This is a genomic window from Microbulbifer variabilis ATCC 700307 (genome assembly GCF_000380565.1).
In the GTDB taxonomy this organism is placed as follows: Bacteria; Pseudomonadota; Gammaproteobacteria; order Pseudomonadales; family Cellvibrionaceae; genus Microbulbifer; species Microbulbifer variabilis.
The window spans coordinates 255630-278540 of the sequence record NZ_AQYJ01000026.1 but is presented as its reverse complement, the minus strand read 5'-3'; the positions used below and the strand labels follow the sequence as shown (position 1 = coordinate 278540).

20 protein-coding genes are annotated in these 22911 nt (G+C 51.2%); 9 read left to right on the top strand and 11 right to left on the bottom strand.

The annotated features are described in order from the left end of the window. Positions 1–151: 151 nt before the first annotated feature. From G367_RS23765 to G367_RS0112045, 3 genes are read left to right on the top strand one after another with little or no spacing between them, the layout of a single operon-like run. Positions 152–1495 (top strand): glycosyltransferase family 4 protein, encoded by a 1344-nt coding sequence (locus G367_RS23765; RefSeq protein WP_020413384.1) that lies wholly within the window; start codon positions 152–154, stop codon positions 1493–1495. Next, positions 1495–2247: a class I SAM-dependent methyltransferase gene (locus G367_RS0112050; RefSeq protein WP_020413383.1), complete on the top strand. Its 753-nt coding sequence runs from the start codon at positions 1495–1497 to the stop codon at positions 2245–2247. Before G367_RS23765 ends, G367_RS0112050 begins: the two co-directional genes overlap by 1 nt. 5 nt (positions 2248–2252) lie before the next feature. Beyond that, positions 2253–3359 (top strand): prenyltransferase/squalene oxidase repeat-containing protein, encoded by a 1107-nt coding sequence (locus G367_RS0112045; protein ID WP_040628851.1) that lies wholly within the window; start codon positions 2253–2255, stop codon positions 3357–3359. Here G367_RS0112045 and G367_RS0112040 read toward each other — a convergent pair. After that, complete coding sequence (locus G367_RS0112040) at positions 3288–3905, bottom strand: class I SAM-dependent methyltransferase (protein WP_020413381.1); 618 nt, start codon at positions 3903–3905, stop codon at positions 3288–3290. The two genes, G367_RS0112045 and G367_RS0112040, sit on opposite strands and share 72 nt — an antisense overlap. A gap of 107 nt (positions 3906–4012) precedes the next feature. Here G367_RS0112040 and G367_RS0112035 point away from each other — a divergent pair, with 107 nt between their 5' ends. Next, complete coding sequence (locus tag G367_RS0112035) at positions 4013–4735, top strand: acyltransferase (RefSeq protein ID WP_020413380.1); 723 nt, start codon at positions 4013–4015, stop codon at positions 4733–4735. 37 nt (positions 4736–4772) lie between these two features. Next, positions 4773–5279: a shikimate kinase gene (locus tag G367_RS0112030; RefSeq protein WP_020413379.1), complete on the top strand. Its 507-nt coding sequence runs from the start codon at positions 4773–4775 to the stop codon at positions 5277–5279. 55 nt (positions 5280–5334) lie between these two features. On the opposite strand, the gene G367_RS0112025 is transcribed toward G367_RS0112030, so the two are convergent. Next, entirely contained in the window at positions 5335–5805 is a 471-nt protein-coding gene (locus G367_RS0112025; protein WP_020413378.1) for an Lrp/AsnC family transcriptional regulator, read from the bottom strand. A gap of 277 nt (positions 5806–6082) precedes the next feature. Between G367_RS0112025 and G367_RS0112020 the strand changes: the two genes are divergently transcribed. Then, positions 6083–9640: an indolepyruvate ferredoxin oxidoreductase family protein gene (locus G367_RS0112020; protein ID WP_020413377.1), complete on the top strand. Its 3558-nt coding sequence runs from the start codon at positions 6083–6085 to the stop codon at positions 9638–9640. A 57-nt stretch (positions 9641–9697) separates the two neighbouring features. On the opposite strand, the gene G367_RS0112015 is transcribed toward G367_RS0112020, so the two are convergent. Then, positions 9698–11008 carry an OprO/OprP family phosphate-selective porin gene (locus G367_RS0112015; protein WP_020413376.1) on the bottom strand — a complete coding sequence of 437 codons (1311 nt, stop codon included), beginning with the start codon at positions 11006–11008 and terminating at the stop codon, positions 9698–9700. Positions 11009–11274: 266 nt separating this feature from the next. After that, complete coding sequence (locus tag G367_RS0112010) at positions 11275–12165, bottom strand: TraB/GumN family protein (RefSeq protein WP_020413375.1); 891 nt, start codon at positions 12163–12165, stop codon at positions 11275–11277. A gap of 189 nt (positions 12166–12354) precedes the next feature. On the opposite strand from G367_RS0112010, the gene G367_RS0112005 reads away from it, so the two are divergent. Further along, positions 12355–13458 carry a glycosyltransferase gene (locus G367_RS0112005; protein ID WP_020413374.1) on the top strand — a complete coding sequence of 368 codons (1104 nt, stop codon included), beginning with the start codon at positions 12355–12357 and terminating at the stop codon, positions 13456–13458. Between the two features lie 19 nt (positions 13459–13477). Here G367_RS0112005 and G367_RS25160 read toward each other — a convergent pair whose 3' ends face one another. The 3 genes from G367_RS25160 to G367_RS25155 form a co-directional block, all read right to left on the bottom strand. After that, positions 13478–14062, bottom strand: a complete 585-nt coding sequence (locus tag G367_RS25160; protein WP_157533489.1) for an acyloxyacyl hydrolase — start codon at positions 14060–14062, stop codon at positions 13478–13480. 100 nt (positions 14063–14162) lie between these two features. Beyond that, on the bottom strand, positions 14163–15311 hold the full coding sequence (locus G367_RS0111995; RefSeq protein ID WP_040628847.1) for a sigma-70 family RNA polymerase sigma factor: 1149 nt from the start codon (positions 15309–15311) through the stop codon (positions 14163–14165). A gap of 208 nt (positions 15312–15519) precedes the next feature. Continuing rightward, complete coding sequence (locus tag G367_RS25155; RefSeq protein WP_020413371.1) at positions 15520–15939, bottom strand: hypothetical protein; 420 nt, start codon at positions 15937–15939, stop codon at positions 15520–15522. A 249-nt stretch (positions 15940–16188) separates the two neighbouring features. On the opposite strand from G367_RS25155, the gene G367_RS0111985 reads away from it, so the two are divergent. After that, positions 16189–16503, top strand: a complete 315-nt coding sequence (locus G367_RS0111985; protein ID WP_020413370.1) for a hypothetical protein — start codon at positions 16189–16191, stop codon at positions 16501–16503. Positions 16504–16565: 62 nt separating this feature from the next. On the opposite strand, the gene G367_RS0111980 is transcribed toward G367_RS0111985, so the two are convergent. The 4 genes from G367_RS0111980 to G367_RS0111965 all read right to left on the bottom strand — a co-directional run bounded on the left by G367_RS0111980 (position 16566) and on the right by G367_RS0111965 (position 20157). Beyond that, positions 16566–17324, bottom strand: coding sequence for a YciK family oxidoreductase (locus G367_RS0111980; RefSeq protein ID WP_020413369.1), 759 nt, complete (start codon positions 17322–17324; stop codon positions 16566–16568). Between the two features lie 60 nt (positions 17325–17384). Further along, entirely contained in the window at positions 17385–18044 is a 660-nt protein-coding gene (locus G367_RS0111975) for an HAD family hydrolase (protein WP_020413368.1), read from the bottom strand. 12 nt (positions 18045–18056) lie between these two features. After that, on the bottom strand, positions 18057–18758 hold the full coding sequence (gene ubiG / locus G367_RS0111970) for a bifunctional 2-polyprenyl-6-hydroxyphenol methylase/3-demethylubiquinol 3-O-methyltransferase UbiG (protein WP_020413367.1): 702 nt from the start codon (positions 18756–18758) through the stop codon (positions 18057–18059). Between the two features lie 73 nt (positions 18759–18831). Then, the gene (locus G367_RS0111965; RefSeq protein ID WP_020413366.1) at positions 18832–20157 is read right to left on the bottom strand and encodes a TRZ/ATZ family hydrolase; all 1326 of its coding nucleotides are present in this window, start codon (positions 20155–20157) and stop codon (positions 18832–18834) included. A 189-nt stretch (positions 20158–20346) separates the two neighbouring features. Between G367_RS0111965 and gyrA the strand changes: the two genes are divergently transcribed. Next, positions 20347–22908 (top strand): DNA gyrase subunit A, encoded by a 2562-nt coding sequence (gene gyrA, locus G367_RS0111960; RefSeq protein WP_020413365.1) that lies wholly within the window; start codon positions 20347–20349, stop codon positions 22906–22908. Positions 22909–22911 lie beyond the last annotated feature (3 nt).

Genomic DNA, 22911 nt, shown 5'->3' with positions numbered 1-22911 from the left:
CTGCCTAGCAGTCATTTCCACGCCAGTGTATTCTTCCGCTTTACTAGCGTAAGGCCCCCGATTTATCAGTCGACGTAACATAGCTCCACGACGCGGTGTTACCGGATTGGTGAAAGATAGGTGGGCCTCAGAACAAGCAGATGGGGAATCTATGACCGCCTTGGGAAATTGTGCAGACGGTCCAATGGCTGGCAAGACGCGGCCGCTAAAAATATGTTTATTAGGTTATCGCAGCAATCCACATAGCGGTGGCCAGGGAATCTACCTTCGCTACCTGAGTAAGGCATTGGTTGATGCTGGCCACTCTGTGGATGTTATCTCAGGCCAACCCTATCCAGAGTTGGATGAGCGGGTAAATTTGATAAAGATGCCGGGACTGAACCTGTATGAGGTTGAGAACCCGGTGCGAGCTCTTAAGGCTAAACACCTGCTTTCCTGGGCGGACTTTTTTGAGTGGTGGAGCAAACTCACCGGCGGTTTTGCCGAGCCTTACACCTTTGGTCGCCGCGTGGCCAAATACTTGCGTAAACACGGCCGTGACTATGACATAGTGCACGATAATCAGTCTCTTTGTTATGGATTGTTGGATATTGAAAAAAGTGGGCTGCCTGTCGTAGCTACTATCCATCACCCCATTACCCGTGATCGCCAGTTGGCGTTGGATGCGGCGCCGGATTGGCGTTTTCGCCTGCTGGTGCGTCGCTGGCATAACTTCCTGAAAATGCAGATCAAGGTTTCACGTAAGCTGCGCCATATTGTGACGGTATCACGCCAGTCAGAGCGGGATATCATCGAGCAGTTTGGCGTGAAGCCAGAACAGATAAACCTGATCTATAACGGCATCGACACAGAAATATTCAGCCCCAGCGAAAGTGTTGAGCGCCTGCCACTTAGAATTATGACAACTGCCTCAGCAGATCAGCCACTCAAAGGACTGGGGGTGTTATTGCTGGCACTTGCCAGCTTGCGCCAGAGGTTTAACGGTCTCGAGTTGTTGGTGGTGGGGAAGCTACGGGAGGGGGGGGCAACGGAGGAGCTGCTTCATCGGCTCGATTTGCAGAATGCAGTGCAGTTTGTCTCTGGCATTTCCAATGCTGAATTAGTGGGGTATTACCGCAGTGCCACAGTGGTAGCCTGCCCATCTTTATATGAAGGATTTGGACTGCCTGCTGGTGAAGCCATGGCCTGTGGGGCACCGGTAGTTTCCAGCGACGGTGGCGCGCTACCAGAGGTGGTAGGGGATGCTGGCATAGTGGTGCCGGCTGGTAACAGCCAGGCATTGGGTGAAGCCCTTGGTCGGGTTTTGTCGGACATATCTCTTCAAGCTGAGCTGAGCGCTAAGGGTAGGGCACGAATAGAGGATAAGTTCTCATGGGGGCTGGCAGCTGCGAGCCTCGTGGCTTATTACCGTGAAATACTGGGTGAATCCGCAGTGCAGCGTCGACATGAAGATGAGATAGTTGGCGCAGATGTCAGCGGTGCGGAGGCGGCTTGATGATTACTGTAGATCCGAAGCACCTGAGTCTTCGCCCAGGACAAAAAGTTCTGGATCTCGGGTGTGGCGAAGGTCGCCACTCCATTCACCTGATGATTACTGATGAAGTGGATATCTTCGGCATAGATTTATGCCTTGATGATGTGCGTACAGCCAGTAAGCGGGCTGAACCTTTTAAAAGCCCGGAGCATGCCAAAGGGCGCCTGTTACTTGGGGTTGCCAATGGCCTGCGGCTACCTTTTGCCGATGCCACTTTCGATGTGGTGATTTGTTCAGAGGTATTGGAGCATATTGAGGATTACAAAGCAGTCCTAGCAGAAATCGATCGGGTTTTGAAACCCTCCGGTATTTTTGCTGCCACGGTACCATCTTACTTCCCCGAGTGGGTCTGCTGGAAACTGAGCGATGAATACCATGAGGTGGAGGGTGGCCATATTCGTATATTCCGTGAGAAAGAGCTGAGGGGAAGTATTGAGTCCTTGGGGCATCGCTATTTTGCACGCCATAAGGCTCATGCTTTGCACTCCCCGTATTGGTGGCTGAAGTGTCTGTTCTGGAATCAGCCGGACTCCCGCTTAGTTGCAGCCTATCATCGCTTGTTGGTTTGGGACTTGATGAAGCAGCCAATGCTTACTCGTGCCGCGGAAAAGATACTGAATCCGCTGTTAGGTAAAAGTATCGCGCTGTATTTTGTCAAAGCTGAGCAGGAAGCGCCGGAGACTTTGCGCTTGGTGGGGGAGGCGAGTTCGTGAGTGAGATGGTTATTCCTCCGGTAAAAAACACAAACCTCTTTCCCGATGGGTTTGTCCGTGACAGTGCTGCCTATATTCTCTCCCAGCAACTGCCCGATGGCTCTATTCCCTGGTTTAAGGGACATTATGCCGATCCCTGGGATCACGTTGAGGCGGCCATGGGCTTGGCAATCGCAGGTGAATTTGCCGCCGCAGAAAAAGCTTATCGCTGGTTGGCAGATATTCAGTTGGCCGATGGCAGCTGGTGGGCGGCATACAAAAACGGTGCTGTTGATAATCGTGAGCGCCGCGAGACAAATTTTGTTGCCTATGTGGCCACCGGCATTTGGCACTTTTATCTGATTAGCGGAGACAAAGGCTTTTTGCGTCGCTACTGGCAGATGGTTGAGCGTGCAATTGATTTTGTTTTGGCACTGCAGACGGAGCACGGGGAAATTCACTGGGCGGTGGATGCAGAGGGAGAGCCAAAGAAAGATGCCCTGATAACTGGCTGTTCTTCGGTTTTTAAGAGCCTCGAATGTGCCATCAACATTGCCAGAGAGCTGCGTGTTGACCGCCCCAATTGGGAGCAGGGGCGCCAGGCTTTGGGGTACGCTTTGCGGCACAAGCCGGAACGTTTCGATCGAACCTGGGAAAGTAAGGCACGCTTTTCCATGGATTGGTTTTATCCTGTGTTAACAGGGGCCTTTTCTGGAGAAGCTGCTCGCACTCGCCTGCATCAGCGTTGGGATGAGTTTGTCGTGGCGGGACTGGGTTGTCGCTGTGTTAATGATGAGCCCTGGGTAACTGTGGCGGAATCTTGCGAGCTGACAATGGCACTATTGGCTGCAGGGCAGCGTTCCCGTGCTGAGATTATATTTCGGGGGCTTCACCGCTGGCAGGACAGTGATGGCGGTTACTGGACTGGTTATGTCTATCGGGATGAGGCAGTTTGGCCGGAAGAGAAAACTACTTGGACTGTGGGTGCTATGTTGTTGGCGGCGGATGCACTCGCCGACCTGACGCCGGCGAGTAGTTTGTTTACATCGGTACAACTGTCTTCAAATACGTCTCAGGATACCCAGGGTGTCTACAGTTTCGACGAGCTCGAACTGAGCGGAAGCCAGGGCTAGCTTGTAAATATCGTAAGGGGCCTGGCCGCCGTCGGCCGGGTCCGGGAATATATCGTGGATGGCGAGGTAGCCACCGGGAACAATATGGCGGGACCAGCTGCGGTAGTCGGTCATCGCAGCTTCCAAAGAGTGGCCTCCGTCAATAAACACCAAGCCGAGAGGTGTATTCCAGTGGCGTGCAGCGATAGCAGAGGGGGCCACGACAGGAACTACCCAGTCCTCGAGCTCAGCTGCACGGATATTTGCGCGAAAATTGCGAAAGCTGTCCATTAATTGGGCTCTTTCATCAAAAAGGTCCGGGTCGTGGTACTCCTCGCCGGGTTGATGCTCCTCCGAGCCGCGGTGGTGGTCCACAGCGAAGACCACATTGTCTGTGAGTTTGCAGGCGGTAGCTAGGTACACTGTCGATTTTCCGCAGTAGCTGCCGACCTCCAGGCAGGGGCCCAGGCCGCTGGCCTCCGCGGCCAGATGGTAAAGTGCTTCACCTTCATGGGCAGCAAGAAATCCTTTGATAGCTCGAATATCGATAGATAATTTAATGGACATGGGTAACCGCTTGCTATTTTTTGTGGACCAAACACTAAACCGCTGCTTATACAAAAGCAATTGCGATTTGTTTTATATGTAGTGCTAAATCAAACAGAATTTAATGTATGCGCAAGGACCATAGGCCCTATTGGATGAAGCGTTTACAGTTGCGTTGGCGCAACTGGCGCACTGAGTACTTTCTGCTGCCACAATTTGATGCCATGGGGGTCGAGCCTGAAGTGATGGATCCCTCTTCGGTCTATGTTTTTGGCAGTAATGTCCGTATTGGTAATTATCCCCATTTAATTTCCAATGCAGAAAAATGTATTCGCTTTACGACATTTGGCCATAAGGGTGGCGAGGCATTTATCACCATCGGTGATTATGTGCTGATTTCCCCGGGTGTGCGTATTTCCGCTGCACAGTCCATAGAAATTGGCAACGCCTGTATGATTGCCGCGAATGTATATATTTCGGATTCGGATTGGCATGGACTCTATAATCGCACCAGGCCTTTTCGCTGCACTGCACCAGTCCGCTTGGGAAATAATGTCTGGATTGGTGATAGTGCGACGATTTGTAAGGGGGTGAGTATTGGGGATAATTCGGTGGTTGGAGCAGGCAGTGTGGTTACCAAGGATGTTCCGGCAAATACTGTAGTTGCTGGTAATCCTGCAAAGCCTGTAAAAAGTATTAATCCCAAACGCCGAATGATTACTCGTGAGGCATTATTTGCCGATGCTTTTCGCCAGGCCCATAATCTGGATGAGCTTGACAAGATGATGCTCAAGGGCAACGGCGTCTTAGGTTGGTTGCGTTCGGTAGTTTTCCCTCGCCGTGGGGATTAAAAAGGTATGCACGATTTATTCTCGAACATTTGAACTGATGAAAAAAAGAAAAAGTATTGTTCTGATTGGTATGCCTGGTGCAGGCAAGAGCACCCTGGGTGTGTTGCTGGCAAAGGAGTTGGCTCTGGACTTTGTCGATACCGATGTACTGATCCAAGCCAGGGAGGGGAAAACCCTGCAGGAGATCATGGCAGAAAGCGACTATTTGAATTTGAGGGCTATTGAGGGAGAAGTGATCGCGGCTTCCCATCTGCCCAGCCATGTCATTGCTACGGGTGGCAGCGCTGTCTATAGCGACGAAGGTATGGCCAATTTAAAAGAGCTCGGCACAATCGTGTTCTTGGAGTGCTCTGCTGAAGAGTTGCGCCGCCGTATTCACAATTATGAAAGTCGCGGGATTGCCAAGGCTCCGGGGCAGACTTTTGAAGCCCTGTTTACTGAACGCCAAGCTCTGTACCGGGAATATGCGGACATTACGGTAGACTGCGACGGTCTGACCATGCAGCAGGCTTTGGATCGGTTGTTAAGTCAACTGCCACGATAACCCTAGAGCGGCAGTAGAGCCCCTTGATTGTTGGGGCTCTGACTTATATCTTTCCTCAGAGGGGAAGCTGGGTAGTGTACTTCACTTGCTTTAAGGCAAAAGTAGAGTTCACCGAGGCCACGTTGGGCAGGTGCACCAGAGAGCGCTTTAGAAGTTGCTCATAATGCTCCACGCTGTCCACGACAACACGTAGAACATAGTCTTTGTCACCACTGGTTGAATAACACTCTACAACTTCCTGGACATCCTGGACCGCAGACTCAAAATTGTTCAGGGATTCTTCGTCATGGTTGTGGATAGTGACATAGCAGTATACTGTCACTCCCAGGTCTAACTTGCGGGGGTCCAGCAGGGTTACCCGGCCACGGATAATCCCTTCCGCCTCCAGCCTTTTGATCCGGCGCCAGCAGGGAGTGTGGGAGAGGCCGACTTTGTCTCCTAGCTCCGCCATGGAATAATCGGCGTTCTCCTGCAGCGCTCGCAGAATCTTACGGTCAAAATCATCCAGGTCTGTCGAACGCTTCATAAAGACTCCTATCCTATAAAAATTTGATCGATCGAGATTTTCATCACAAATTTACGCACATTTACGTAAATAAAGCAATGCTCTGTTGCGCTTAACGAACTAGTATGACCTGACCAATCCGTCTCAGGGCGGGTGCTTTTTGTGATTGCCCGCCAAAGGATTCTGTGGGCCCATCACGAACCCGGCATCCGACTGCTGATACGAGGCGATTCGGAAGAATAATGACTTAAAACTCGAACCGAGTTTCGAGAAGAATAAACGACCGGAAGTTAGGTGTATGACTGATAACGTAACCAGTCCCCAGCGCGCGGCGGACAACCAGGTAAAGAAGCAAGTATCCCTGGACGATCGCTATACCACCCTTAAAGGCCGTGTGCTTCTCTCTGGCATCCAGGCGTTGGTGCGCCTGCCGATCGACCAGATGCGTATGGATCAATCCCGCGGTCTCAATACCGCGACTTTTATCTCTGGTTACCGCGGATCACCGCTGGGTGGCTATGATTTGCAGCTTTCTCGCGCCAAAAAACTACTGGGGCAGCACAATATTCGTTTCCAGCCGGGCGTCAATGAAGAGCTGGCTGCGACTGCGGTATGGGGTTCCCAGCAAGTGGGTCTGTTTGAAGGCGCTGAGGTAGATGGCGTCTGTGGCATTTGGTATGGAAAGACACCGGGTGTGGACCGCTCCTGTGATGCTTTCCGCCATGCGAATGCTGCAGGGTCCTCTCCAAAGGGTGGAGCCCTGATTGTGGCCGGCGACGACCACGGCTGTAAGTCATCTTCATACCCGGGCCAATCTGAATTTGCTTTCGTAGATATGCATATTCCAGTGCTCAACCCCGCCACTGTGCAGGAGGTACTGGATTATGGTCATTATGGCTTGGAGTTGTCCCGCTTCAGTGGCTGCTGGGTAGCGATGATCACTCTGGCGGAAAATATGGACAGTTCTGCCACGGTAGAAGTGGGCTCGCAGCGTGTGCAGTTCACCTATCCGGAAATCGAGCGCCCCGAGGGGGGGTTAAACATTCGCAAACAGGATAACCCCCTGGAGCAGGAGGAGCGCCTGTGGCGTTATAAGCGTCCGGCAGCGTTGGCTTTTGCCCGTGCCAATAATCTGAACAAAGTTGTGCTGGAAAATCCCGAGGCCAGTCTCGGCATCGTCACTACCGGCAAGGCCCATCTTGACCTGATGCAGGCTTTTGAGGATATGGGGATTGATGAAGGCCAGGCTAAGCAGCTTGGAATTCGGATTCTCAAGGTGGGTATGACTTACCCGCTGGATGTACCTGGCATTCAGGAATTTGCTCGAGGCCTGGATACCCTGCTAGTGCTGGAGGAGAAGCGCAGCTTGATGGAAGTGCAGCTTAAAGAGGAGCTGTATAACGTCCACGTTAAAGACCCTAATTTCCCGCGTATTCTCGGTAAGGTGGATGAGCATGACCAGCCACTGATGCCCGCTTACGGTGAGCTTTCACCGGCGATTGTTGCCCAGGTTTTGGGCTTTGTGTTGGGTGACGACAAGTTGGGTGAGCGTGGTCGCCATCGCCTGATGCGCCTCAATGCCCTTTCCCAGCGGATTTCCCAGCAGGCGGGCTCCAGTGTTTCACGCTTGCCCATGTTCTGCGCCGGTTGCCCCCATAACCGCTCAACTAAAGTGCCTGAGGGTAGCCGTGCTCTCGCGGGAATTGGCTGTCACTATATGGCCCAGTGGCTCGATAGGGAGACTTTTACCTTTACTCAGATGGGCGCCGAGGGCGTCAACTGGGTAGGCCAGGCGCCTTTTACCAGTGAAAAGCACGTATTCGTGAACTTGGGTGATGGCACTTATTTTCACTCAGGAATCTTGGCCATTCGGGCGTCTGTCGCAGCCAAGGTGAATATCACCTACAAAATTCTGTTTAACGACGCTGTCGCTATGACAGGTGGCCAGCCCCATGACGGAGAGCTGGCACCGGATATGATCTGTCGCCAGGTATTGGCTGAGGGGGTGCAGAAAGTTGTACTGGTGATGGATAACCCGGATAAATATAAGGGTGCTCTATCTTTCCCTGCCGAGGTGGAGATCCGCCATCGCGATTATATGCCGGCGGTTATGGAAGAGCTTCGCGAAGTCGAAGGTTGTACAGTAATTATCTACGACCAAACCTGCGCTACTGAGCTGCGCCGCAAGCGCAAACGCGGCCTGTTACCCCAGGCAGAGGGGCGCCCGTTTATCAATGAGCTGGTGTGTGAAGGCTGTGGTGACTGCGTGCAGCAATCCAGCTGTATCGCGGTAGAAAAAGTTGCTACTGCCCTGGGGGATAAACGCCGGGTAAACCAGACTGGTTGCAATCAGGACCTCTCCTGCATCAATGGTTTTTGCCCATCGTTTGTTACTGTGAAAGGTGGGCGCCTGGCCAAAGGTGCCGGGGTTGGCGATGTGTTACGCACTGAGGCGGATAAATTATCTGCACCGCAACTACCCGCCCTGGATGAGCCGTTTAACTTCCTGGTAACCGGTGTAGGTGGAACCGGAGTGGTTACTATCGGTGCTTTGCTGGCAATGGCAGCCCACATTGAAGGTAAGGCCTGCAGTACCCTGGATCAGACTGGCCTTGCGCAAAAGGGCGGGGCGGTTTATTCCCATATCCGCTTTGCTGCAAAGCCTGACGCGTTGCAGGCTGTTCGTATTTCTGATGGTCGAGCAGACGCGCTGATGGCTTGTGACCTGATTGCCGCGGGCAACCTCGCAGCCTGTCTGGCTAAGCTGGATGAAACCCATAGTCGGGCAGTGGTAAATACCCATCTGAGTCCAACCGCTGCTACTGTTTTGGGTCGTGAAGATGCACACTCGCCTCAGGCTGTATTAGACACCTTGAGTAATGCTGTTTGTGAGTTGGAGTCTGTAGAGGCGCATAGGCTCACCAAGTTGGCACTGGGGGATACCCTGGCCGCAAATATCTTTATGTTGGGTTTTGCCTGGCAAAAAGGGTTATTGCCGCTTTCTCAGGAGTCGTTGTTACAGGCTATTGAGCTGAATGGTGTTGCAGTTGAGGGCAACCTGCAGGGCTTTGCCGCTGGTCGCCTTGCCGCTGCTGATTCCAAAACCTTAAACAAGCTACTGGCTCACGACCAAGTCCCTGTAGCTTTACCGCAGGGGTTGGAAGAAGTGGTTGCTCACCGGGTAAAGCATCTCACTGGTTACCAGAATACTGAACTGGCGCAGCGCTACCAAAACCTGGTGGATAAGGTGAAGGCAGCGGAAGTTCTTAAAGTGCCGGGCAATCTCAAGCTTGCAGAGACTGTCGCGCGTAATTACGCCAAACTCTTGGCCTATAAAGATGAATACGAGGTGGCGCGCTTATATACCGATGGCCGTTTTACTCAATCCCTGCAGGAGAATTTCAGCGGCGAAATTGAGTTGGAGTTCAACTTGGCCCCGCCCCTGCTGGCGCGTTTTGACAAGGTATTGGGGCGCCCACGCAAAATGAAGTTTGGCGGATGGATGTTTAAAGCCTTCGGTGTCCTGGCCAGATTAAAATTCCTGCGTGGTACCGTATTGGATGTGTTTGGTTACACTGCCGAGCGCAGAATGGAGCGTGCCTTAATTAGCGAATATGAGGAGTTGGTCGATAAGGTAATGGGTGAGCTGAATGCACAGAACCACGCCGCAGCTATTGATTTACTCAACTATCCAGAGGAAATTCGAGGTTATGGCCACGTGAAAGAGGCCAATCTGGAGAAAGCCAGGCAACAGCGTGATGTGGCTCTCACTCGCTTCGAAAACCCGGTGCGCGATATCAAACGGGCCTCTGAAGTGGAGGTATTTGATCCTGCAAATGCCCAGCAGGTTGGTTAATTATTAATTCTCATTGGGCGGTTTGACGGCTTGCCGTTGAGCCTCCCTCGTTGATAATTACCAAAATCCCTGCATACGAACAGCAAACTGTCGGGTTTGATCTCCAGTAAAGCGGTTATTTCCTAGAGTCACATTTAACATGAATCGTACTTTGGGATTGAAATAGTAATTAAACCCAAAGACAAAATTTCGAACCGTCATATCGGGAATGTCGCGATTTTCAATTGTGTCGTAACGGGCCGTCACTTCGAAAGCCCCAGCTGGAGGCTGGGGCTTAATTGACTCAAAAAGCCCCTTTTTATAGTTATAGGGTTTGTGCTGCCCGGTTACTGCCCAGCTTCCAGTGATATACCAAGTATGGACACTTTGGTCACCGATAAAACAACCAGTAAGTGGGTCGCAAAAGAAGTTGGGTGGGGCACCAAAAAACTTTTCGAAAGTGAACTCGGAGAGGAAAAAGTCACCGGAGAATCTGCCAATAGCATACTCCGATTGAGCAAAAAAAGGGCCATAAGTACCAGCCAGTTCCAGGCCCAGTATCAGTACATCACCTTCTGGCTTCCCAAGATAAAACTCCTCATCGCCAAATTCCCCAAAGAATAAAGCGTTTCCGCCTGGGCTCAATGCGACTAATTGCTCTGGGCCGCGGCGGCCGGCATATTCGACTAGGGCCTTCCGAGGAGGAGTGTCTTGATTGGCATCTTCATAACTAAGCGAGGCACCCAGATGCAATGTACTTTTATAGTCATCAATCGGAGCCCAGGTAAACCTGGTTGTGGCGCCAACACCTGAATTGCGGGGGTCGCCAGGATTGCGCAAATTTATCAAATCAAAGCCAAAAGTATGGCAGCACCAATAGGTATTCCAGCCGATGCCCTGCTGCCTGCCTCGGTTGTCATAGATGCCGGCAGCGGTAGCAAAGGCGCGTTCCATCATGGTGATTTCGTTGGAGGACGTAAGCTCATTAATGGAACGGTTCGGTTTGTAGTTTCCTATTCGGAGCCTTCCATCGAAGACTTCGGTCGCCAAATAAACATCTCTAAGCCCAGCGGTACCGCTAGTGGCAAAGTCCCGTTCGAGCTTATATTCCCATTCCCATAGCTTTCCTTTCATTGCCAGGCGTACCCGACGGAAATCTGTGGTATTTACCGGTTCTTCAAAGTCGTCAATGAGAATGAGATCTTCATAGTAGCTATCATCTTTATCAAAGAGGTAGGTGTCAAAATGGATGCGACCTCCAAGTTCCGCAGAAAAGTTCCCGTCGTCGGAGACAATTTTGAGCCCCCCTTTCGATTCGGCTTTGTCTGCCAAAGCAGGGGGCGATAGAAAAGCAAAGGCTAAGGCGCAATATAGGCCATAGCATTTCATATGACGCTCCGTATCAAAGCGGTACTTAGCGACCGCGGCGTGTTGTTGCAGTTTAGCAAGTGTGCATGGACCAGTTGTAAGGGAGTCTTAGGTTTTCTCTGTATGTACCCCGCGCGCGATGGAGCAACGATGATTGCTGTTAATAGTTGTTGGACTGTCGGGAAATGGGGGAAGAAGATTGCCGCCCAAAAGAAACCGGCGGCAAGGTCATTAGGAGGGAGTATCGTCTCGTACTACCAAATAGCTCGAATATTATCCGGTGGGGGCTATATCCGGTCCAGCTTGTATCCGTCCTCTTTGAGCAGCTCCACGATGCTGCCCCCCCCAACTAGGTGTCCTGCTCCAACAATAACAAACAGGGATGAATGGTTTGGCGCTTTTAAGCTGATTCGCTTCGCCATATTTTCATTGCGCTTGAAAAACAGCGTATCGTAAAGCGGTTTGTATTCCGGGTTTTCATTGAGTCCGTCAAGAATAATTAGGTGGTGGAGAGTTTTCTCATCGCCGTCCTTCCAAGCCTTGGTGAGCTTGGGGAGGAAGCTGGATATATCTTCCAGCTGCTCAAGGGTTTGTTGTAACAGAAGAGCTGGGTTGTCCAGGCCATTTAACAGTTGGAACTGCTGTAAAACCCCTTCGAGTTCAACGACCGGTTTGTCATCTTTCTTGGCTTTTTGCAGAAAATGGCGATCTATACCCAGTTCAGGATTGAGGCCATGGGCCTGCATTTCGACCATACTCATGGAAATCATGGCAATTGCAGGGCGCTGGCGAATAAACATAGCCTCCGGCATATTGTGCTTTTGTATCCACTTCTGTAGCTGTTTGTACGTTTCCGGGGGGAGGTCGTCACGTAGATTACGTTCACCCTGGTAGACTGATTCCATCATGATTTTCTGCTGTAGCAGCATGTCGCCTTCCGCAGCGAGAATATCGGCTTCTACTGCAATGGCATCGCTCTCGGCATAGGCGCGCTCAATTTGGGGGCGCATGGGGTAGAAGTCTTCTGTAGCTAAGTGGATTGAGCCCAGCAGATAGATAGTCTGGTTCTCTTTGGTGGCCTTCCAGAAGATACCTTGGTCAGTTTCTGCGGCATTTACTAAACCGACAAATAATATGAGAGCGAGAGCTATCGACTGTGATAAGTAACGATGAATCATTGCTGGTCCCTGATCTTGTTTAAGCGAAAGAATAGTAACACCCTGGAGTAGGCGCTGATACTGGAGGTGACGGCAAAGATAAACTGGCCATATGTGTAGGTTTTCCCGTAGGCATGTGCGGAATTTACTGGGAAACTAAATCAGTGAGAGTCAAAATAGTGACTTTGTTCCATTTTCGCGGTAAACATTTTGAGAATTGTACAAGTTTGGCCTGAGTTAGAGCCTGGAGATGCAGGGAAGGCCGCATTGGACTTTATACAAGTGCTGAGCCAACAGGGGCATGAGCCTGTTGTGATCTCGGCAGGTGGGGCGCTGGTTGCTCGTCTCAAGCTACATGGTATCCAGCATATTCAACTACCGTTGAATAAAAAGCCCCTCTGGTCACAACCCCTTGTACGGCGTCTTACTAATATTTTGGCCGGGCTACAAGCAGATATCATACATGTGCATGGACGGTTAGCCGCTTTATTGACTTCGCGGGCTTGGCGGCGTATGGATGATGTAAATCGTCCAGGTTTGGTAACCCATGTCGATAGCAATCGTGCACCCAGTCGCCGAGATGCTGGTGTGATTGCCGGGGAGCGGGTTATCGCCACATCCCTTGGAGTGGCTAATCAATTACAGGCGCACTACGGAAAGAAGATGGTCTCGCCGGCCAGTGTTATTCCTTGGGGAGTTAGCGCTAAGGAATTTGATCGTAGCAAACCCATTTCAGGGCAATGGCATTTGCGTCTTCTGAATAATTATCCTCAGCTGGAGGGAAAAAACTGGTGGCTGTATTCGGGGGATTTATCCCTGGAAGGAGAGTTAGGCTTTTTTCTACAGGGACTCGCTTATTCAGTGCGAGGTCGTGAGGATATAATGGGCTTGGTTATTGGCAAGCAACAAAAGGATGATTTGCGTTATATCCGCAAGCTGGAGTTATATGCCCAAGAACTGGGTTTAGAAGGGCGCGTGCTGTTCCTTGGGGCTCGCCAGGACATGCGCGAGCTGTATGCCTCTTCCCAGGTGTTAGTTAGTCTTGCTCGCCCGTATGAGCCATGCGGCAGGAATGCTATGGCAGCGCTTGCAATGGGATGTCCAGTGATTGCTTATAAGGATACGTGTGCGGGGGAAGTGTTGGCCCATTGTTTTCCGGAGGGAATCGTAGAGCGCAAAAATGTAGAAGCTTTATCTGAAGCTGCTTTAGCCTTAACCGATCGTTTAGTAAAAATTGAATTTCACAGTTTTTATAATGAGGATTTAGTTAAACAAACTGTAAACCTTTACCATGAATTACTGGATAGGCCTTGATAATCTATTTTTGGCCTGACTAAAAATTGAAGTGCCCATTTAGAGATGCGAAGTCGAAGCCGGGGTTGGGTGTATTGGTCCTGGCATTGGAGAAGTGGCTATAGCGTAAAGATAGTGTATGGCCACCTGAGAAGCGATAGCCCAAAGCAAAATGCAGTGCGAAGTTTAATTTTGTGCTCATTCTGATACTGCCAAAATGATCGTTACTTAAATAGGATGCGCCTACACCAGCTTCTCCAAATCCGCCGCGAGGTTCATTGCGTGGGTACCAGCGCAGTAGAGGCTTTAATTCAAATATATTTTGTTGCTGGCTTTCGTCGCGATATTTTATTCGCATGTGGGAATAACTACCTTGCCCCCACCATTCCCAAAAATTGTTGTCGAGATTGGATGATGCGAGCAGGTAGGAATAGCTGAAGCCTGCCATTTCTGCGGCTGAGATGGAGTGCACTTGCATCAGCTCACTGCCCAGCCCCTTTCCTGCGCTAGCAATAAATTCTGACTCAGCAAAAGTGAAAGGGGAAATTAAGAGTCCATAAATAAAAAAAGGTGCGTAATTTTTAAGGGTATTACCGCACATACATGAAACCACTGGCTTACGCATAACTTCCGATGTTAACTAATTGAGCTTTATTAAGACTAGAGGGAAAGATGGCGATGGCAAGTTTCAATGATGAGGCTTGCCACCGGCTTCTTCCTTTTTTTCAGCGCCATTGCCGCTTCAGTTGTCGAAGTGCGTCGGAATGCAGTTGTCTGGCCCTTTCCTGACTTAATCCCAGTTGTTCGCCGATGACTCGAAATGAGCAGTCTCTATCGGATACCAGCCCATAGCGAAGATTTAAAACAGTTCTCTGTCTGGCAGGTAGTCGCGCGACAGCTTCACGCAATCGCTCGGCCAACTCCTGGTTGGTTACCAGCTCGTCGGTATTGTAGAGTTCGTCGGCTGGCGCGTAGTCGAGTCGCGTGCTGCTTTGGTCATCGGCAACAGGGTCATCTAACGAGCCGGTGGGCCCAGGCAGCTTTAGTAGGCTTTGGATACGCTCCAGGTCCAAGCCGGTTTGCGTAGCGAGATTTTCATCGGATGCGGGAAGCCCTTGGGCACGGACTTCACCTATCGCCCTGTAGATCGCTCTCAGATCATCCTGGACATTTGCAGGTTGGCGAACCAGGTCCTCATTTCGGCGCAGGGCCAGCTGGATTTCCTGTTGAATCCACCAATAGGCATAGGTGGAAAAGCGATAACCCATTTGTGGCTTAAAGCGCTCTATGGCTTTCATCAGTCCGACATTGCCTTCCTGGATAAGGTCGATAAAAGGAACCGATGGGTTGCGAAAACGCTTGGCAATGGCGATTACCAGGCGCAGATTGCACTGGATCAGCTTTTTGCGCTGTTTTTGGAAGCGCTTTAGCACGCCGTTGAGTCTACTGCGCTCTCTGCGTGGTAGGTGATCGAGGACTAATAGGGCTTCTGTGCGCTCTATGATCAGCCCATGATCATAGGCCCCTGTACTGCCCCGTTGCTCTACACCTTCACTGCGCAATTGCACTAGCTCGGTGCCGTATTGCTGTAGGATGACAATGAGTTTGTCTTCCAGATCTCTGAGCATGCATGTGGTACTGTGTTCCTCCTCAGGAGTTAGCAGCTCGAGTCGATAAAGGTGCTTTAAGTAGCTTTGCATGGGGGTTGTGCCACTCTCAGAGAGTGGCTCCCCAACAGAATGAATCTCTTCGATATCGGGCCCGGCATCAGTGGCCTGGTCGCGATCATCTGCATTGGAGCAGGAATCGGAGAGGGCGTTGTCTGTATCCTTCAGCCAGTCTTCATCCCTTGAGTAGAAATTTTCTCGGGACAAGTGCTCAAACCTTCTGTTGACTGCGTGAACGATATGTACTGGTTGGTCTCTCCAGGCAGCCTGTGGCGCCCATTTCACCTTAACCATAGATGAAAGTTGATTATTGCGCCTTCCTTTCGATGACTAGAAGGTTCTAATTGTCAGGCTTCTATGAGGTTGGAAGGGCAGCTGATAGGGTCTGTTACTGCCCTTTAGACAAGAAAGGTTGTTATTTAACCCGCTTTACTCGCATTTTGCGACCGCCGTCTGCTTGTTTCATAAAGAAAGAGCCGAGCATGGCACGCTCTACAGTGACTATATCGCCAGCCCCCCAAAATATGCGTGCACTTCCGCTTTGCTTCCAGATCTGGCCATTGTCTAGCGTAATAATTTTTTTACCATAAGAGTCATCTTGAATTTTGGCGATTTTGGCTTCGATGTACTCTGGAACTTGAAGGGTCGCTTTATGTTCTTGGCCAAAGTTTTGTTTTGCTTGCTGTTCCAAGGATCCACTGAGGCTATCGAAGCAAGCCAATCGATCTTCATCTACTGCTATTGCAGAACAGGTTTCCAGCTGTTTTGTCAAGGAGTTAGCATAAGCTATTGGGGTCAATAAAATTAAAGCGAGAGAACAAAGAACCGCTTTCATAATCTTTATTTCATATTATTGCCTAGTGTTAGCGTTATTCTGCCCGACCCAGCAGGGCTGGACAATGAAATTTGTGCGATATTTCACGCTTTTGCCTGAATCTGCGTGGAAAAATAGCCTCACTCTTAAGTCTGATTGATCTATTGGCTAAATCTGACTTGGTATCCAGGGGGGCATATCAACTAAATCCTGGGTATTAATTTATCAATTGGAAAAATTTTATAAATTAAAGCTATCCAGGATTGGAAAATGAAAAGTCTAGTAACTCCAGCAGTCTTGTTTGCCCTTGTGGCCACCTATTTTTGTTATGAGGGCATGCGACTTTCAGTTTCGGGGGCGGCATTAGCGGTAGCGACGGAGTTGGTAGCAGGTCAGTCACTCGAGGGTGGAGCTCAGCAAAATCTCTTCGACAGCAGTGGTAAGGTAGATAAAAAAGCAGAGATTTTCGAGGGTAATGAAATGATGGAGTTTGAAGGGGATATTTTTGCAGATGCCCCTGAGCATGGTGGTACAGAGCGGGATAGCGATCTGGACAAGAAGTCTCCAGGGCAGCGGAAGGGCTAATTAATTTCTTGATTTATGACATAAAAAAACCGAGCTATGCCCGGTTTTTCCAGTTAGCAATATTATCGTTTTTGTGCACTGAAGTGCTTACCACTCTGGCCTAGGCTGTCATCCCCCATCAAGTAGAGATAAGTGGGCATTATTTCTTCGGGAGCTACCACAGACTGGGGGTTTTCGGCTGGATATGCAGTGGCGCGCATAGATGTACGTGTGGCGCCGGGATTTAGGCTATTTACCCGTATATTTGATACGCCATCCAATTCATCGGCGAGAACCTGCATTAGCCCTTCGGTAGCAAATTTTGATACTGAGTAGGCGCCCCAGTAGGCTCTCCCTTTTAAACCAACACTTGAGCTGGTGAATACAATCGACCCAGCTTTAGATTTTTCCAGTAGTGGTAGCAGGGTTTTAGTGAGACCAAATGTTGCATTGATATTTACTTGCATGACCTGCTGCCAGGTGGCGAAGTTGTAGTTGGCTAGTGGTGTTCGTTGGCCGAGGAGACTCGCATTGTGTAGCAGCCCGTCCAGTCGACCAAACTCTTGATCAATTGCTTCGGCAAGGTTTTCGAAATTCTCGATCCGGGCCTCATTCAAGTCGAGCGGAAATATTGCTGGTTGAGGACCGCCAGCCGCTTCAATCTCGTCATATACCATTTCCAGTTTTGCTGTGGTTCGCCCCAGCAAAACTACAGTGGCTCCGTGTGAGGCGAAAGTTTTTGCGGCAGTTTTTCCGATGCCGTCACCAGCACCAGTAATGAGTATTATTTTATCTTTGAGCAGGTTGGTGGGCGCAACATAGTCGCCGGCAAATTCTGACATGAAAAATCCTGATGCTATCGCCAAGCACAAGAGCTGGGCGTTACTGCGCGGGTTAGAAAGTTAAATATAATGTTGTTTAAGCAGGGGCCAGATTTCCTCTACAGAGCTGACCAAGTGATCTGCGCCCCAGTTGGCTGGGTTGTCTGATGCATCAATGTAACCATAACTACAGGCGATTGTTGGCATGCCAGCACGCTGCCCCGCAACAATATCCCGCTCGTGATCACCAATATAAACGGCTTCCGAGGGGGCACAGCCAATTTGATTGCATGCCAGGAAAATGGGCTCCGGGTCTGGTTTTGTCTTGCTGACGTGGTCTGGGCAAATCACAGCTGCTGCTGGTGGCAAGTGCTCAAATGCCTGCATTAATGGTAACGTAAATGCCTCGGGCTTATTGGTCACAATGCCCCAGGGAATACTGTTGTCCACGAGGGTGTCCAACAAGTTTTCAATACCCGGGAAAGGCGCTGTTTGCTCAGCCAAGTGAGCAAGGTATAGATCCAAAAGGCGCTGTAGCAGACTGCTGAACTCTGGGTCTCCCTCTTCCTTGCCAAACCCCAGTGTTACCAATGCGCGAGAACCATTGGAAACCGTGCCGCGGATTATTTCATCTGGCAGTGGAGGCAGTTGTTCCTGATGCCGTAGTTGATTAAGTACAACAATAAAATCTGGCGCGGTATCGAGAAGAGTGCCATCCAGGTCAAATAAAGCTGCTTTCATTTTATCGTCCGCTTACTCGGGTTTAATGGCATGCACAAGGTAGTTTACGTCGACATCGCGAGAGTTGAGTTTATAAGTGCGAGTTACCGGGTTGTATGTCATACCGGTAATATCCTTTAACTCCAAATCGCTTTCCCTCAGCCAGGCGCCCATTTCTGAGGGACGGATAAACTTGCCGTATTCATGGGTGCCTTTGGGTAGTAAGCGTAGGATATATTCTGCCCCTACTACTGCGAAAAGCCAGCCCTTAGGAGTGCGATTGATTGTCGAAAAAAATAGGTGGCCACCGGGTTTGACAAGCTTCGCGCAGGCGCGGATCACCGATGACGGATCGGGCACATGTTCCAGCATTTCCAGGCAGGTAACGACATCAAAACTAGCCGGTATTTCTTCAGCCAAGTCTTCGACAGCTACCCGCCGGTAATTTACATTTACGCCGCTTTCCAGTGCATGCAGTTTGGCCACATTCAGTGGTGCCTCTCCCATGTCGATGCCGGTAACGTCAGCGCCTCTCTGGGCCATGGCTTCCGTCAAAATGCCCCCGCCACATCCGACATCCAATAGCTTCTTATCCGCGACTGATGCAAGTCCATCGATATAGTTGGCGCGCAGCGGATTGATTTCATGGAGTGGCTTAAATTCGCCCTCTTTATCCCACCAGCGGCTGGCGAGCTGTTCGAATTTGGCAATTTCTGCAGGATCTACATTACTCATGAACTTCTATGCAAACTCCGTCGCTAGTGGCCGACCCTCGCCGGTAATAGGATCACTGGGGGTTAATTCGCGCTCAGCGTGAATGGCCGGCAATTCTATCACGCCACAGTTGTGCTCGCTGAACTACCTCTATTTCGTTCAAGGTTTGCAATTGGCGTTGCTTTAAAAGTTGTCTGCCGGCTACCCAGACATCACTTACATTATGGCCGCCCCCGGTATAAATCAGCTGGGAGATCGGGTCGTGCACTGGCTGTTGCTCAATTCCCCCCAAATTGATAGCAGTAATGTCTGCACTTTTACCAATTTCAAGGCTTCCGGTAATTTCATCAATTCCCAGTGCACGTGCGCCGTTGATAGTGGCCATTGCCAAGGCTTGGTGTGCGGGTAGAGCGGTAGCTCGGCCGCTGACTGCTTTTGCCAGAAGGGCGGCGGTATTAGCTTCGGCAAAAAGGTCCTGGCTGTTATTGCTGGCTGCGCCATCAGTGCCAAGCGATACATTGATACCGGCGTCTAGAATCTCTGTCGCAGGGCAGAAGCCGGAAGCTAGTTTGAGATTTGAAGAGGGGCAATGCGCTACATGGGCGCCGCTTTTACTTAGTAGCTCGATATCCCTTTCGTTGGTTGCGACCATGTGCACACATAGAGTTTGCGGCCCCATCAGGCCCAGGCGCAAGAGGCGCTCAGTTGGGCGTTCTCCACTTTTCTCTAAAGCGGTTTCTACCTCGTGAAAAGTCTCATGCAGGTGTATTTGTATGGGAACCTGGGCCTCCGCAGAGCATACAGCGATTTTTTCCAGGGTCTGATCCCCCACTGTATAGGGGGCGTGCGGTGCAAAGACCACTTCGATACGCTCATGGGCGCGATAATCATCTCGAAGAGCTAGACCCTTATGTAGTGCTTCCTCACTATGCCGGCTCCAAGGAGTGGGTGCGTCCAGCACAGGAAAGGCGATATGGGCCCGGATGCCACTTTCCCGTGCTGCACAAGCTACGGCCTCAGGAAAGAAATACTGGTCAGAAAATGTAGTGGTGCCAGATCTCAGCATTTCGGCAATGGCATGACGACTGCCATCTGCGACAAATTCTGGGCCCACCCAGCGTTGTTCTGTCGGCCAGATATGTTGCTCCAACCACTCTTTTAACGGGCGGTCATCGGCATAGCCTCGCAGCAATGTCATAGGGGCGTGATTGTGAGTATTAATTAAGCCGGGAATCAAGGCGTGCTGGTTGAGATCTACTTCCTGGCTTGCCTTAAAACGGATCTTGGCTTCTGAGGAGGGCAAGAGTGCCGTAATTCGGCCCTGCTCAATAGCGAGAGAGCAATCTTCGTACACTTTTTGTTCGGGAATCACTGGAATAATCCAGCGTGCGTGGATCAATGTATCGACGGGCTGTGACATAAGTGCTAAGAGGCGGCGGTTAAAGTGGATTCAACTTTAGCGGCGGGGGACTGTTACGGCAACCAGGGATCTAAATGGCGTGAGTGGCTATTCAGATGCCCCCCTCCAACGGCGTCAAACTATGCTAGAATCGCCCGCTTATCCGGGCTCGGTACACATGCCCGCGCTATAAAAGGAACGCCGTAAGCCATGGGCGAATTAGCCAAAGAAATCTCTCCGATTAATATCGAAGAAGAACTCAAGCAGTCTTATCTCGACTATGCCATGAGCGTGATTGTCGGGCGCGCACTGCCGGATGTACGCGATGGCCTCAAGCCGGTACACCGCCGCGTGCTCTACGCGATGAGCGAGCTTAAAAACGACTGGAATAAACCATACAAAAAATCAGCGCGTGTCGTTGGTGATGTAATCGGTAAATATCACCCGCACGGAGACACTGCGGTCTACGACACTATTGTGCGTATGGCGCAGCCGTTTTCTATGCGTTACACCCTGGTAGATGGCCAGGGTAACTTCGGTTCTATCGATGGTGACAGCCCAGCTGCCATGCGATACACCGAGATCCGTATGGACAAGTTGGCCCATGAGCTGCTGTCCGACCTCGATAAAGAAACGGTTAACTTTGTCGATAATTACGATGGTTCCGAGCAAATGCCGGAGGTGTTGCCTTCCCGTGTGCCGAACCTTTTGGTCAATGGCTCCTCCGGTATTGCGGTGGGAATGGCTACCAATATTCCTCCCCACAACCTGGGTGAGGTGATCAAGGCATGCCTGGCTCTGATCGACAATTCCGAGTTGACCGTCGACGACCTGATGGAGTACATCCCCGGGCCGGACTTCCCCACGGGCGCCATCATCAATGGCCGCGCCGGTATTCTCCTTGCCTACCGCACTGGCCGTGGTCGCATTTATGTGCGTGCCAAAGCAGATGTGATCCGCGATGACAAGACCAATCGCGAAACCATCATCATTACTGAGATCCCCTTCCAGCTGAATAAGGCGCGCTTGATCGAGCGTATTGCTGAGCTGGTGAAAGAGAAAAAGATCGAGGGTATCTCTGAGCTGCGCGACGAGTCCGACAAAGACGGCTTGCGCGTAGTGATTGAGCTTAAGCGGGGAGAGCTGGGTGATGTGGTTCTGAATAACCTCTATTCCCAGACCCAGCTGGAAAGCGTCTTCGGTATCAATATGGTGGCCCTGGTCGATGGCCAGCCCAAGGTATTGAACCTCAAAGAGCTGCTCGAGCACTTTATTCGCCACCGCCAGGAAGTCGTTACCCGCCGTACGGTCTACCTGTTGCGCAAAGCCCGCGAGCGCGGCCATATTCTGGAAGGTCTGGCGATTGCCATCGCCAATATCGATCCGGTAATCGAGCTGATCAAATCTTCCGCCACGCCGGCAGATGCCCGCGAGGCGTTGCTGGCCAAAGGCTGGCCTGTGGGCAATGTTCAGCAGTTCCTGGAGCGGGCTGGTGCTGATGCCTGCCGTCCAGATGATCTGCCGCAAGAATTTGGTCTGCGCGACGACGCTTACTACTTGTCCCCGGCCCAGGCTCAGGCAATTCTCGAATTGCGCCTGCACCGCCTGACGGGCATGGAGCACGACAAGCTGCTGGCCGAATACCAGGATCGACTGGAGCAGATTGCAGAATATCTGCATATCCTCGGTAGCTTCGAGCGCCTGATGGAAGTGATCCGCGAAGAGTTAGAGCAGCTGTCAAAGGACTTTAACGATGAGCGTCGAACCGATATCGTTGCGTCTCGCCAGGATCTGACCGTTGAAGACCTGATTACCCCGGAAGACAAGGTAGTAACTATCTCCCACGGTGGTTATGCCAAGAGCCAGCCGCTGACCGATTACCAGGCCCAGCGCCGTGGTGGTATGGGTAAATCTGCGACCCAGGTAAAAGACGAGGACTTCGTCGAGCATCTATTGATCGCCAACTCCCATGACACCCTTCTGTGCTTCTCCAATAAGGGCAAGGTGTACTGGCTGAAAGTCTACGAAGTGCCCACCGCTGGCCGAGCCTCCCGTGGTCGCCCAATGGTTAATATGCTGCCCCTGGAAGAGGGTGAACGTATCAGCAGCATGATGCCGGTGTCCGAGTACGACGAAAATCACTTTATCTTCTTCACCACCGCCAATGGCACCGTAAAGAAAACCCCCCTCACCGCGTTTGCCCGCCCCCGTAGTGTTGGTTTGCGTGCAATTGAATTGGAAGAGGGCGATCGCCTGGTAGCCACTGCGATTACCGATGGTGAGCGCGATGTAGCGCTGTTCACCAGCGCTGGTAAAGCAGCGCGCTTCTCCGAGTCCAATGTGCGCTCTATGGGTCGTGTTTCCCGTGGTGTTCGCGGTATTCGTATGCAGGAAGGTCAGCAGGTTATCGCTATGGTTATCCCTGAAGAGGGTGGCTCTGTGATGATGGCTACTGAGAATGGTTACGGTAAGCGCACAGCTATCAGCGAATTCCCCACCAAGGGGCGCGGTACCCAGGGTGTTATTGCGATCGCGGAAAGTGAACGCAACGGTGCCTTGGTTGGTGCCTGTCAGGTGCATCCGGGTGAAGAGATGATGTTGATCTCCGACCAGGGCACTCTGGTGCGTACCCGTGTTGATGAAGTGTCTGTACTTGGGCGCAACACGCAGGGGGTGCGAGTGATTCGCCTGAAGACTGGCGAGAAGCTGGTTGGTCTCGGTCGCATTGAAGAGACCGAAGATGACGGTGAAGAAAACGGTGGGGAAGAGTGACCC

Excerpts from the sequence above, each read along its gene's own strand:
- G367_RS0111985 (WP_020413370.1), top strand. The coding sequence starts at position 16,189 with ATGAAAAGTCTAGTAACTCCAGCAGTCTTGTTTGCCCTTGTGGCCACC.
- G367_RS0112040 (WP_020413381.1), bottom strand. The coding sequence starts at position 3,905 with ATGTCCATTAAATTATCTATCGATATTCGAGCTATCAAAGGATTTCTT.
- G367_RS0112010 (WP_020413375.1), bottom strand. The coding sequence starts at position 12,165 with ATGATTCATCGTTACTTATCACAGTCGATAGCTCTCGCTCTCATATTA.
- G367_RS25160 (WP_157533489.1), bottom strand. The coding sequence starts at position 14,062 with ATGCGTAAGCCAGTGGTTTCATGTATGTGCGGTAATACCCTTAAAAAT.
- G367_RS0112020 (WP_020413377.1), top strand. The coding sequence starts at position 6,083 with ATGACTGATAACGTAACCAGTCCCCAGCGCGCGGCGGACAACCAGGTA.
- G367_RS23765 (WP_020413384.1), top strand. The coding sequence starts at position 152 with ATGACCGCCTTGGGAAATTGTGCAGACGGTCCAATGGCTGGCAAGACG.
- G367_RS0112050 (WP_020413383.1), top strand. The coding sequence starts at position 1,495 with ATGATTACTGTAGATCCGAAGCACCTGAGTCTTCGCCCAGGACAAAAA.
- gyrA (WP_020413365.1), top strand. The coding sequence starts at position 20,347 with ATGGGCGAATTAGCCAAAGAAATCTCTCCGATTAATATCGAAGAAGAA.
- G367_RS0112030 (WP_020413379.1), top strand. The coding sequence starts at position 4,773 with ATGAAAAAAAGAAAAAGTATTGTTCTGATTGGTATGCCTGGTGCAGGC.
- G367_RS25155 (WP_020413371.1), bottom strand. The coding sequence starts at position 15,939 with ATGAAAGCGGTTCTTTGTTCTCTCGCTTTAATTTTATTGACCCCAATA.
- G367_RS0112045 (WP_040628851.1), top strand. The coding sequence starts at position 2,253 with ATGGTTATTCCTCCGGTAAAAAACACAAACCTCTTTCCCGATGGGTTT.
- G367_RS0112035 (WP_020413380.1), top strand. The coding sequence starts at position 4,013 with ATGCGCAAGGACCATAGGCCCTATTGGATGAAGCGTTTACAGTTGCGT.
- G367_RS0112015 (WP_020413376.1), bottom strand. The coding sequence starts at position 11,008 with ATGAAATGCTATGGCCTATATTGCGCCTTAGCCTTTGCTTTTCTATCG.
- G367_RS0111965 (WP_020413366.1), bottom strand. The coding sequence starts at position 20,157 with ATGTCACAGCCCGTCGATACATTGATCCACGCACGCTGGATTATTCCA.
- G367_RS0112025 (WP_020413378.1), bottom strand. The coding sequence starts at position 5,805 with ATGAAGCGTTCGACAGACCTGGATGATTTTGACCGTAAGATTCTGCGA.
- G367_RS0111980 (WP_020413369.1), bottom strand. The coding sequence starts at position 17,324 with ATGTCAGAATTTGCCGGCGACTATGTTGCGCCCACCAACCTGCTCAAA.
- G367_RS0111975 (WP_020413368.1), bottom strand. The coding sequence starts at position 18,044 with ATGAAAGCAGCTTTATTTGACCTGGATGGCACTCTTCTCGATACCGCG.
- ubiG (WP_020413367.1), bottom strand. The coding sequence starts at position 18,758 with ATGAGTAATGTAGATCCTGCAGAAATTGCCAAATTCGAACAGCTCGCC.